At 32.1% G+C, this 12,919-nt stretch carries 10 protein-coding genes; 5 read left to right on the top strand and 5 right to left on the bottom strand.

Translation table 11 applies throughout. The features are described from left to right. Positions 1–31: 31 nt before the first annotated feature. Positions 32–1,087 carry a histidinol-phosphate transaminase gene (gene hisC, locus KA856_RS11130; protein ID WP_107384934.1) on the top strand — a complete coding sequence of 352 codons (1,056 nt, stop codon included), beginning with the start codon at positions 32–34 and terminating at the stop codon, positions 1,085–1,087. Positions 1,088–1,317: 230 nt separating this feature from the next. Beyond that, complete coding sequence (locus tag KA856_RS11125) at positions 1,318–1,866, top strand: 5' nucleotidase, NT5C type (RefSeq protein WP_107505188.1); 549 nt, start codon at positions 1,318–1,320, stop codon at positions 1,864–1,866. Between the two features lie 211 nt (positions 1,867–2,077). On the opposite strand, the gene KA856_RS11120 is transcribed toward KA856_RS11125, so the two are convergent. The 5 genes from KA856_RS11120 to KA856_RS11100 form a co-directional block, all read right to left on the bottom strand. Beyond that, complete coding sequence (locus KA856_RS11120) at positions 2,078–3,019, bottom strand: diacylglycerol/lipid kinase family protein (protein ID WP_107505189.1); 942 nt, start codon at positions 3,017–3,019, stop codon at positions 2,078–2,080. A 216-nt stretch (positions 3,020–3,235) separates the two neighbouring features. Then, positions 3,236–4,744: a peptide MFS transporter gene (locus tag KA856_RS11115; RefSeq protein ID WP_107505190.1), complete on the bottom strand. Its 1,509-nt coding sequence runs from the start codon at positions 4,742–4,744 to the stop codon at positions 3,236–3,238. Between the two features lie 261 nt (positions 4,745–5,005). Further along, entirely contained in the window at positions 5,006–6,520 is a 1,515-nt protein-coding gene (locus KA856_RS11110; RefSeq protein ID WP_107505191.1) for a peptide MFS transporter, read from the bottom strand. Positions 6,521–6,699: 179 nt separating this feature from the next. After that, the gene (gene queF / locus KA856_RS11105) at positions 6,700–7,200 is read right to left on the bottom strand and encodes a preQ(1) synthase (RefSeq protein WP_210138682.1); all 501 of its coding nucleotides are present in this window, start codon (positions 7,198–7,200) and stop codon (positions 6,700–6,702) included. Between the two features lie 13 nt (positions 7,201–7,213). Further along, complete coding sequence (locus tag KA856_RS11100; protein WP_107505192.1) at positions 7,214–8,101, bottom strand: DMT family transporter; 888 nt, start codon at positions 8,099–8,101, stop codon at positions 7,214–7,216. A 711-nt stretch (positions 8,102–8,812) separates the two neighbouring features. Here KA856_RS11100 and nrdI point away from each other — a divergent pair. The 3 genes from nrdI (at position 8,813) to nrdF (ending at position 12,484) form a co-directional block, all read left to right on the top strand. Further along, positions 8,813–9,211, top strand: coding sequence for a class Ib ribonucleoside-diphosphate reductase assembly flavoprotein NrdI (nrdI, locus tag KA856_RS11095; RefSeq protein ID WP_107385216.1), 399 nt, complete (start codon positions 8,813–8,815; stop codon positions 9,209–9,211). Beyond that, positions 9,174–11,279, top strand: coding sequence for a class 1b ribonucleoside-diphosphate reductase subunit alpha (nrdE, locus tag KA856_RS11090; protein ID WP_107521312.1), 2,106 nt, complete (start codon positions 9,174–9,176; stop codon positions 11,277–11,279). Before nrdI ends, nrdE begins: the two co-directional genes overlap by 38 nt. Positions 11,280–11,515: 236 nt before the next feature. Continuing rightward, positions 11,516–12,484: a class 1b ribonucleoside-diphosphate reductase subunit beta gene (nrdF, locus tag KA856_RS11085; RefSeq protein ID WP_019469517.1), complete on the top strand. Its 969-nt coding sequence runs from the start codon at positions 11,516–11,518 to the stop codon at positions 12,482–12,484. Positions 12,485–12,919 lie beyond the last annotated feature (435 nt).

The following is a 12,919-nucleotide window of genomic DNA, read 5'->3' as shown; positions in this document are numbered from 1 at the left end:
TTCTGTAAATTTAAGGAGGCCCGAATCAACAATGAAAAAACAAATAGAGCAATTATCAGCATATCAACCAGGTTTATCACCAAGAGCACTAAAAGAACAATACGGGATTGAGGGTGAACTTTATAAATTAGCTTCTAATGAAAATTTATATGGACCGTCACCTAAAGTGAAAGACGCAATCACACAGCATTTAGATGAATTGCAATTTTATCCTGAAACGGGTTCTCCGTTAATTAAAGAAGCGATAAGTAAACATTTGAATGTTGACCCAGCACGTATTTTATTTGGTGCAGGATTAGATGAAGTGATATTAATGATTTCACGTGCTGTTTTAACCAAAGGAGATAAAATTGTTACAAGTGAAATGACTTTTGGTCAGTATTATCATAATGCCATAGTTGAAGCAGCAGATGTTGTACAAGTACCACTAAAAGATGGTGGATTTGATTTAGAAGGCATACTTTCTGAAGTTGATGACTACACTAAACTTGTATGGTTGTGTAACCCTAATAATCCTACCGGCACATACTTTACTCATGAAGACTTGCAACGATTCTTATCACGTGTACCTCAAGATATACCGGTAATTATAGATGAAGCTTATGTTGAATTCGCGACAGCTGAAGACTTTCCGAATTCATTAGCTTTACAAGAACAATTTCCAAATGCTTTCTTACTGAGAACATTTTCTAAAGCATATGGATTAGCCGGCATGCGTATTGGATATGTGATTGCTGCTCAAGAAGCGATTGAAAAATGGAATATTATACGACCACCATTTAATGTAGGGCGATTATCAGAACACGCTGCACTTGCTGCGTTAGAAGATCAAGATTATTTAGATTCTATTCGTGAAAAAAATGCACAAGAAAGAGCAAAATTCTTTGATTCAGTTAGTAGTCATAAATTAAATCCAAGCCAAACGAACTTTATTTTTGTGAACACGTCGCGACCTCACGAATTATATGAAGCATTGTTAAAACAAGGGTGCATTACAAGAGAATTTCCGAATGGTGTCAGAATTACGATTGGTTTCCCTGAGCAAAATGATAAAATGATCGAAGTATTAAATAACTTTGATTTATAAAAAGCAGTATTTATAACGTTCAATAAATTAAAATGTATAAAGCTTAAACTATATAATGAAAATAATTAATTTATATAGTATATTATGATATGCTCATATACAATTTTGGTTTCATTGAACGTTTTTTGCTATACTAATAGTGATAAACAAGATCATGTTCTAAGATGACCAATGTAATAATGCGTTATCATTGTTAATGAACAAGAACTTAAAAGGGAGTAGAGTACGAGATGACTAGAAAATCAATTGCTATTGATATGGATGAAGTACTTGCTGATACAGTAGGTGCATTGATTGAAGATGTGAATAAACGTACAGATTTAGGAATAACATATGATATGTTGGATGGTAAAAAATTACGTCATGCTATGCCTGAACATGATGGGTTATTGCATGAAATTTTACGCGAACCAGGTTTTTTCAAAAAATTAAAAGTGATGGCACATTCACAAGAAGTTGTGAAAAAACTAACTGAGTATTATGATGTCTATATTGCTACTGCTGCAATGGACGTTCCTACATCGTTTCATGATAAATATGCATGGTTAAGAGAGTATTTTCCGTTTTTAGACCCACAGCATTTTGTTTTTTGTGGTCGTAAAGATATCGTAAACGCGGACTATCTCATAGATGACAACCCTCGTCAGTTAGCTATATTTACTGGTAAACCAATTATGTATACAGCATCACATAATGTTAACGATGATCGTTTTACACGTGTGAATGATTGGTATGATGTTGAAAAATATTTCTTAGGTGATCGTGATTACGATATATAATACAAATGACATGAATATGTTTTCGGTGTTTAAATATGAAATTTAATGATGTTTTACTTAAAATGTGTGGACATTTGAATATGTCATGAGGGAAAGATTATGGGCTATCTATATTTCAAGTAAGTAAACACGTCCTAACACTATATCAAAAGGACTAATCCATATTTGCGTGGATTAGTCCTTTTTATTCATCATTTTATATATAGTGTATTTATTCATATTCAGTATCGGGTGTGTCTTCAGGTAACGTTAAAATTTGAATTGCTTTTGGTATAACTTCGATATGGATGGGTGTTTTTAATGCAATTTCACCATCGATATCTACTTTCATTTCAGGCTTAGTCTCTATTTTGATATCTTTGGCTAATAAATGCTGAATACCTTCTGTCATGTGGTTCCAGTTCATGCTGTCTCTTTGTTTAAATATATCACTCAGTACACTTGAACTGTGTTCTTTGAAGATAAATAAATTCAGATAACCATCACTAGGCGAAAGGTCTGTTAAAGGTATGCGACTGCCTCCTATAAATGACCCATTAGCAACAACAAGCATGGCAGTATTACCATCAATGACTTTACCATCAACGGTTAATTGATAATCAAAGTGCTCTGGATTAAGTAAAGTTTTAACAGTAGACCCTACGTAGCTCAATTTCCCAAAAATGTCTTTATTGCCATTTTGAACATTTTCTGCATTTTGAACAATGAGACCCAATCCAGCAAAGTTTAGTGCATACTGATCATTTATTTTCATAACATCATAAGATTGTAACTCTGATTGAATAAGTTGTTGACTGGCTATTTTATGACGTGGACTTAGGTTTAATGTTTTAACGAAATCATTAAACGTACCACCTGGAATAATACCAATAGGGATATTCAATTCATGTTGCATCATGCCATTGATTAATTCGTTGACAGTACCATCTCCACCAAGGAGAAAAATGATATCTACATCGTCACTGTAACTTTGATCTTTAATCTTCTGGCAAAATCTTATGATATCACCTTCATCTTCACTTAGTTGGATTGACAGATGTTTACAAAACGTAGTTAAAGAAGCTGCTACATCTCCCAGTCCTCGATATATATCTTTAATACCACTATATTCATGATAAAATAAGACACCGTGTTTGAATTTAGTATTTTCCAATTTTCTTCACCATATTCTTTTAAATTTTGTTGCTTATTCACTTTACCCATATTTCTATAGTTATAAATATATTTTGGCGGGCGAAACATCTATTTCATTTCAAATGATTTCTTCATACTATTATACAAGGATAATTAGGTCGATGTTTACCTAAGCTTTAGCACATGGAAAAAGCCCACTAACTCAATAAATTGAGAAGAGGGCCTTTTGCATGCGCTATTTAATGCCACGCATACCTTTGATGATTTTTGGTACAAATGCTAAAACAATTAAACTAACTACAACTGCAATACTACCTAAAAATAGGAAGTAGTTTTTGTGTCCAAGAGGTTCGATTAGTTTTACTAATGTACCATTTATAGCCTGTGCACAGGCATTAGTTAACAGCCATAAACTCATCATTTGTGTATTGAAAGCTTTTGGAGCAAGTTTAACTGCTGCACTGTTACCTGTAGGCGATAAACAAAGTTCACCGATTACACAGATGATATAAGATAAAATAACCCAGTTGACACTAATATCAGTACCACCAGCTGAATGACCGATAAAACCAATCATTATGTAAGAAGCACCTGCTAATATTGCCCCTAGAACAAATTTTGTGGCTATACTTGGTTGGCGTCGAGCCATTTTTGCCCAAATCAGTGAAACTACTGGTGCTAGTAATACAATAAATAATGGATTGATCGACTGGAAGAGCGTAGGACCGAAATCTGCTTTCCATCCAAATAGATTTAATTTCATATCACTGCTTTCAAACGCAAAGAGGTTAAGTACATTGGCACCCTGTTCTTGAATAGACCAGAATATTACACCGAGTATAAATAGTGGTATAAACGCTATTACTCTTGAGCGTTCATCGTCTGTGATTTCTTTACTTCGAATCATAATTGTGAAATATATGATAGGTAATGCCACACCTAGTATGAGTACCGTTGTACTAACTAAGTTAAATGATAATGTACCTGTTAAGCCGGTAATTAATAATACCGCTGCAATGATTACGATGATTGCAGCAAATAAAATGCTATATTTCTTTTTCTCGCTTTTATTTAATGGGTTTGTTGGTTTTGAACCAATTTGCCCTAAATTTCTTTTATTGAAAAATATATACCATACGAGTCCAAGTGCCATACCAATCGCAGCGATTAAGAAACCACCGTGGAAGTTACCTGTATGTACAAAGCGATCTAAAATAATTGGTGAAATTAATCCACCTAAGTTAACAGACATATAGAATATAACAAAACCAGCATCTATACGTGTATCTCTATCAGGGTATAATCTACCGACAATATTTGAAATGCTTGGCTTCATTAAACCAGAACCTACTATAATAAAGAACATAGAAATAAATAGTCCTATAATATCTAAAGGTAAACTTAAGAAGATATGTCCAATAATGATCAACACGCCACCGTAAAATGTTGCTGCGCGTGTCCCTGTAATTCTATCGGAAATCCATCCACCCAGTACAGATGTCATGTATATCAGTGCACCGTATACTGCCATAATAGACTGTGCAGTGCCTTTATCCATGCCGAGTCCGCCATCTTTAATAGCGAAATACATGTAGAAAATCAGCAGGGCACGCATACCGTAGTAGCTGAACCTCTCCCAAAATTCAACAAAGAATAATACGCCTAGCCCCTTAGGATGTCCAAAAAATCCTTTTTGTGGAATAGATTGAACCGCTTGTTCATGGGCTTTATCTTGATTTTGCATAAAAACATTTCCCATCCTTTCATACTCCCTATAAGAATGTATAAAAATGATTTTACGCTTAATTAAATTAAATTTCAATAATATTCTCAAAACAACAATATTCAAAATATTCTGATTTATTACCACTGTATATAAACATAAATTTTTATTTAGTTATATTTAAATTGTCGACGGTGTATTTTTACAAAAAAATAAACAATATAGAAATCTTTGAAATCCGATCTCTATATTGCTTATTAAAAAATATTATTGTTTAAGTGATTAATATATACCTTTCATTGCACGTTTTACTTTTGGTGAAATAATCAATAATATAACTCCGATAACAACTGCAACTAATCCTGAATACATAAAGTAATCACTTTGATCCATTTTTGTGTATACAACAACAAGTTGAGCATTAAGTCCCTGTGCTGTTGCGTTACTTAACATCCACAAGCTCATCATACGCGCCGTGAATGTGACTGGTGCTAGTTTTGTAGTAGTAGATAAACCGACTGGAGAAATACAAAGTTCACCGATAGTAATTAATAAGAAACTGAGTACAAGCCATAATGGGTTTATTAAGTCATTGCCTGTAGCCAATGGAATAATCATGACTAGATAAGAGAACCCAGCGATAATAGCACCATAAGCAAATTTATGCACCGTAGGCGGATTCTTTTTACCTAATTTAACCCATAGCGTTGCAAAGACTGGCGCTAAGAGAATGATAAACAATGGATTTAAAGATTGTGCCCATGAGGCAGGAATTGAAAAATCAATTAATCCGTTCGTTAATACAGACATTTCTAGTTGTGTCTTTTTATCTGCAAATGTTGCGAGAATCGTTGACCCTTGTTCTTGTATCATCCAAAAAGCAACAGATGTAATATACAAGGGTATGTAACTATATACACGTGAACGTTCATCTTTCGTAACGTCTTTATGTAAAATCATATTAATAAACAAGTAGATTGGTAATACGATACCTAAAATGGTAATTAAAAAGCTGAAGTTTTCTAAGCTTAAGGCATTATTTAAATGTAGAATTAATAAATATGCTAAAAATAATACAATAATACCTGAACTAAATAACACGAACTTTTTGATTTCTGGTTTAGTTAAAGGATTCGGCACGTTACGACCAGCCAAACCTAAATTCACCTTACGTTTTAGTGCATATACTACTAAGCCACAGAACATGCCGATAGCAGCTACTAAGAAACCTGCATGGAAACTTACTCTAGTTTGTAAATAACCTGTAAGTAATGGCGCAAACAAACTACCAAAATTAATCCCCATATAGAATAAAGTAAATGCAGCATCTCGTCTTACATCATTACGATCATACAGTTCACCAACAGTTGATGAAATATTTGGTTTTAATAGACCAGTACCTGCAATGATGACTGCGAGCGCAACCATTACTAATGTTAAATTATTAGGTAATGACAATAAAATATGCCCGATCATGATTAGGAATCCACCGTAGAAGACAGCGCTTTGTGTCCCGGTTATCCGATCTGCAATCCATGCCCCAATAACACCTGACATATAAATTAAAGTTCCGTAAATTGCGACAATTTGCATTGCCACGGCTTGGCTTAAACCAAAACCACCCTCAGCCACACTATAATAAAGATAAAATATTAGTATCGCTTTCATACCATAATAACTGAATCTCTCCCAAAATTCAGTGAAAAACAGTGTTCCTAGTCCTTTTGGATGTCCGAAGAACCCCTTTCTCGGAGTACTTTTCATAATTTCCTCGTGCGTGTAACTTATCTGTTTCATAATTTCCCTCCCCTAAATGGTTGGATTTATTTTATAATGTTTTCACATAAATAACAAGTGTATATATCAATAGTACAAAATTATATAAGTAAGCGTTTTAATATCTAAGTGAAATAAATAAAAAAATAATCCACACGAATTATTTTTAGTTCGTGTGGATTATTCATAGTAGGAATGAATTAAAGATTATCTATTTTTTCTGGATAGAGGTCATGATTCATTAAACGATGTTCAGCCATTTTTTCATATTTACTGTCAGGGCGGCCATAATTTGTATAAGGGTCTATAGATATACCACCACGAGGCGTGAATTTGCCCCAAACTTCTATATAATGTGGGTCCATTAAGTCGATGAGATCATTCATAATAATATTCATACAGTCCTCATGAAAGTCGCCATGATTTCTAAAGCTAAATAAATATAGTTTTAATGATTTAGATTCGAGCATTTTAATATTTGGGATATAAGAAATATAAATTGTAGCAAAATCAGGTTGACCTGTAATAGGGCATAAAGATGTGAACTCAGGGCAATTAAATTTAACAAAATAATCACGGCCTGGATGTTTATTATCAAATGATTCTAATACATCTGGTCGATAATCAAAATCATACTTATTGTTTTGGTTTCCTAGTAAAGTAATGTCATTTAAATCTTCTTGTTTACGTCCTTCAGACATTGTAATTGCTCCTTTAATATTTAGATTTTTGTTCCTTTTTCTGAATTGTTAGCGGTTGGCGTCTGGCTTTTTCAAACATATAATAACTTGCACCAATGATAATGATGTAACCTAAAATGGCATAGAAATCTGGTGATTCGCCAAATAAAATAAAACCAAATAACGCAGTGAAAATAATAGATGCGTACGTAAATATTGAAATATCTTTAGCTGGTGCAAAACTATATGCTAAAGTAATACCTATTTGACCAGCAGCTGCAGCTAAGCCAGCACCGATTAAATAAACAACTTGCATGACAGACATTGGTTCGAATGTAAAAATCGTAAATGGAATGAGAACTATTATAGAAAAGAAAGAAAAATAAAAAACAATCGTATAAGGTGCTTCTCTACTACTTAATGCTCTAACACAAGTGTAGGCACTTGCCGCGAAGATACCTGATAACAATCCACCAATCGCTGGTATCATTGATGAGGAAAACTCAGGTTTTACAACGAACAACATACCAAAAATGGCTACAATCATAGCAACAAATTGATAGTTGCGTACTCTTTCATTTAAGAAAATTAAACTAAGTAGTATCGTCCAAAAGGGATTCAATTTCATTAATGTGTCTGCATCACTGAGTATCATATGGTCGATGGCATATATATTTAATAATACGCCAATCAAACCAAGTGCAGAACGAGATATTAATAAAGGCTGACTACTTAATTTACCAAAAAGTGGTTGCTTATATTTAAATATAAAATACAAAGGTATAAACATCGCTACTAGGTTTCTTGCCAATGATTTTTGAAAGACAGGGAGATCTCCAGCTAATCTAAAAAAGACAGACATAAAGCTAAAGCCAACTGCAGAAATTAGAATAGCAATAATACCTTTTATTTTTGGATTCACATACATCGCCTCAATTTTAAAATTTTAACGTATCTATATTAGCATAGTTAATTAGAAAATGTATATATGCTTGAAATTAAAGTAGAAATATATTAAGATAATATACGAACAAACGTTCTGTTTAGGAGCATATAATCGAGAAAATTTAAAAGTAATTTAGAATAGTAATTAGTTCGAAAATATAATATATGAAGCGCAATATATATGAGGGTAGATTAAGTAATGCAGGTATATCAAGGCTTAAAAGAAAATTAAAAAAAGCAAGCATTGAGACTCTAAAAATGACAAAAATATTTTTTAAATTTTTAAAATTGATTTTAAAGTTGAATTGGTGCCATTTTCATACTGTTTTCATCGTTTTGTCATAAATTAAAGACTTTTAATAAGGCGATGAGTTATGTATAATGAAACACATAATATAGTATTTCTGACCAGGACAAAACACAATATATTGTGTTTTGATACGTGGTCAATTTATTTATAATAAATCAAATTTTAAGTAAAATCACACAGTTTTAGGCTTTGAATAATGACAAATAAGGCATTAATACTTAAATGTTGAGTTTTTACATACCTACTTATAGATTTACAAGTTACTATATATAGTGGTTACTTCAATCATTTAAAACACATTCAAATAATAACACCTCGAAAGCCTTACATTTTTTGATTTTCCAACTTACGTATATCTATTAGAAAGAAGGTGATCCAATGAAAGTGGTATATTTTTCGTTTTCCGGCAATGTGCGCAGATTTATAAAAAAAACCGAACTGACAAATGTTATGGAAATCACGCAAAATAATTGTTCAGAGAGAATAGAGGAGCCATTCGTTTTGGTCACTGGAACAATAGGATTTGGTGAGGTACCCCAACCAGTTCAAGCGTTTTTAGATGTGAATGATGATTTGTTAAAAGCTGTTGCAGCGAGCGGAAATCGTAACTGGGGACAAAATTTCGCAAAAGCTGGACGATCAATTTCGGAACGATATCAAGTTCCACTATTATTGAAGTTTGAAGTACAGGGCACTGCAGACGATATAAATGAATTTAAAGATAAGGTGGGAAATTTCAATGAAGATTATGGACGAGAAGAAATACAATCATATTGAATTAAATAATGAGGTTACAAAACGAAAAGATAATGGTTTCTTTAATTTGGAAAAAGACCAAGAAGCGCTAGCAGTTTATTTAGAAGAGATTCAAGATAAGACAATCTATTTTGATACTGAAATTGAACGTTTACGCTATCTTGTAGATAACGATTTTTATTTTGATGTTTTTGAAAAATATTCAGAAGCGGATTTACAAGAAATTACAGATTATGCTAAAAGTATAGACTTTCGTTTTGCCAGTTATATGTCAGCTAGTAAATTCTTTAAAGATTATGCGCTAAAGACAAATGATAAAACACAATTCTTAGAAGATTATAAGCAACATGTTGTGATTGTTGCACTTTATTTAGCAAATGGTCATAAACCGACAGCTAGACAACTTATTTCAGCTATGATTGAACAACGTTACCAACCAGCAACGCCAACGTTTTTAAATGCAGGACGTGCGCGTCGTGGTGAGCTCGTGTCATGTTTCTTATTAGAAGTAGACGACAGTTTGAATTCAATCAATTTTATAGATTCTACAGCGAAACAGTTAAGTAAAATTGGTGGCGGTGTTGCTATTAACCTATCTAAATTGCGTGCAAGAGGAGAAGCGATTAAAGGCATTAAAGGTGTAGCAAAAGGCGTATTACCTGTTGCTAAATCTCTTGAAGGCGGATTTAGCTATGCAGACCAATTAGGACAACGTCCTGGTGCTGGTGCGGTGTACTTAAATATTTTCCATTACGATGTAGAAGAATTTTTAGATACAAAGAAAGTTAACGCAGATGAAGATTTACGTTTATCTACCATTTCTACTGGATTAATTGTACCTTCAAAATTCTTTGAATTGGCGAAAGAGGGTAAAGACTTTTATATGTTTGCACCACATACAGTTTATAATGAATATGGTGTAACGTTAGATGATATTAATTTAGATGAATACTATGAAAGTTTAGTAGCCAATCCAAATGTTGATAAAAAGAAAAAAGACGCTCGTGAAATGCTAAATATGATTGCTCAAACACAACTACAATCTGGTTATCCTTATCTAATGTTTAAAGATAATGCGAATAAAGTACATCCTAACTCTAATATTGGTCAAATTAAAATGAGTAACTTATGTACAGAAATCTTCCAATTACAAGAAACGTCTATTATTAATGACTACGGTACAGAAGACGAAATCAAGCGCGATATATCTTGTAACTTAGGATCTTTAAATATTGTTAATGTTATGGAATCAGGAAAATTCAAAGATTCAGTGCATACAGGTATGGATGCATTGACAGTGGTTAGTGATGAAGCAAATATTCAAAATGCCCCAGGTGTTAGAAAAGCTAATAGTGAGTTACATTCAGTTGGATTAGGCGTTATGAATTTACATGGTTATCTTGCTAAAAATAAAATTGGTTATGAATCTGAAGAAGCAAAAGATTTTGCTAACATATTCTTCATGATGATGAACTACTATTCAATTGAAAGATCCATGGAAATTGCAAAAGATAGACAAGAAACATTTAAAGACTTTGATAAGTCAGATTATGCCAATGGTAAATATTTTGAGTTTTACACTTCGCAAACATTTGCACCAAAATATGAAAAAGTACGTAAATTATTTGAAGGCTTAGAAATTCCTACACCTGAAGATTGGAAAGCATTACAAAAAGAAGTTGAAACTCACGGTTTATTCCATGCATATCGTTTAGCGATCGCACCAACACAAAGTATTTCTTATGTACAAAATGCGACAAGTTCAGTTATGCCGATAGTTGATCAAATTGAACGTCGTACTTATGGTAATGCAGAAACATTTTACCCAATGCCTTTCTTATCACCTGAAACAATGTGGTACTACAAATCTGCATTTAATACTGATCAAATGAAATTAATTGATTTAATAGCTACGATTCAAACACATGTGGACCAAGGTATTTCTACAATTCTTTATGTAAATTCAGAGATATCAACACGTGAATTATCTAGATTATATGTTTATGCACATCATAAAGGATTGAAATCTTTATATTACACTAGAAATAAATTATTAAGTGTTGAAGAATGTACAAGCTGTGCAATATAAAACGAAACTTTTTAATTAATGAAAAAGATATATGAATCTTGAAATAACGCATATGTTTTAAATGCAAAAAGGTGAGGCATTAAGTGAATGTCATTTAAATCAAAGTGTATCGACATTATAGAAATATAGTCACTTATGCAAAGGGATAGAAAATCTAAAAATATATTTAGATTTCTGTCCCACTTTCTGTGTTTTATAAATTAAACAAATATTTACTAGATAGGGGAATTATCTAAATGAAAGCAGTCAATTGGAATACTCAAGAAGATATGACAAATATGTTTTGGCGACAAAATATTTCGCAAATGTGGGTAGAAACTGAATTTAAAGTTTCAAAAGATATTGCAAGTTGGAAAACATTATCTGATGAAGAAAAAAATGCATTTAAAAAGGCATTGGCAGGTTTAACTGGTTTGGATACACACCAAGCAGATGATGGTATGCCATTAATTATGTTACATACAACAGATTTACGTAAAAAAGCGGTATATTCCTTTATGGCGATGATGGAACAAATTCATGCTAAAAGTTATTCTCACATCTTTACAACATTATTACCATCTAGCGAAACAAACTATTTATTAGATAAATGGGTCCTAGAAGAACCACATTTGAAATTTAAATCGGATAAAATTGTAAATAATTATCATAAATTATGGGGTAAAGAAGCATCTATTTATGATCAATATATTGCACGTGTATCAAGTGTTTTTCTAGAAACATTTTTATTCTATTCTGGTTTCTATTATCCTTTATATTTAGCTGGACAAGGTAAAATGACGACTTCAGGAGAAATTATTCGTAAAATTTTATTAGATGAATCTATTCATGGTGTATTTACTGGTATGGACGCACAAAGTTTACGCAATGAATTGTCTGAAAGTGAAAAACAGCAAGCAGACCAAGAAATGTATAAATTATTAGATGAACTATATAAAAACGAAGTTTCTTATACACAATCTTTATATGATGATATCGGTTTAACTGAAGATGTGCTTAACTATGTAAGATATAATGGTAACAAAGCACTATCAAACCTTGGATTTGACCCGTACTTTGAAGAAAGAGAATTTAATCCAATCATCGAAAATGCATTAGACACATCTACAAAAAACCATGATTTCTTCTCTGTTAAAGGCGATGGTTATACTTTAGCGCTAAATGTTGAAGCATTACAAGATGAAGATTTTATTTTTGAAGACTAAATTACAACTGTTTAACTATCATAATGTAAAAGTTGTTGATAGCAGATGTATGAAATATAAGTAAATTTTAAGCACCAACAAACGTCAATTTCTATTGGAATTATATAGAGATTGACGTTTTTTATTTATTAAAGTTTTGTTCGTTGCACTAATATTTTACACATTTTGTGCCAATACAATTAATTTAAGCACGTGCTTAAATTTATTTAGTATTTGCATTAGTTAGCCAACTGAAATGTCAAAAATTTTTATAAATACATAAATTCAAAAGAATACATTTGACTAAAAGGTTTTGTTTTTATTTTGAAAATTTTGACATAAATAGAGAATTGTTTTGATAATCTCTGTTATAGCTATTGAATTTACATGCAAAGATGATAAAATTTAACTTATAGGTATTGATAATGATTATCACATTCAATAAAACATGACGTT

Source organism: Staphylococcus sp. GDB9P120P, assembly GCF_017893435.1.
GTDB classification, from domain to species: domain Bacteria; phylum Bacillota; class Bacilli; order Staphylococcales; family Staphylococcaceae; genus Staphylococcus; species Staphylococcus cohnii.
The sequence above is the reverse complement of the archived record's forward strand: the minus strand, read 5'-3'. Positions and strand labels throughout refer to the sequence as shown.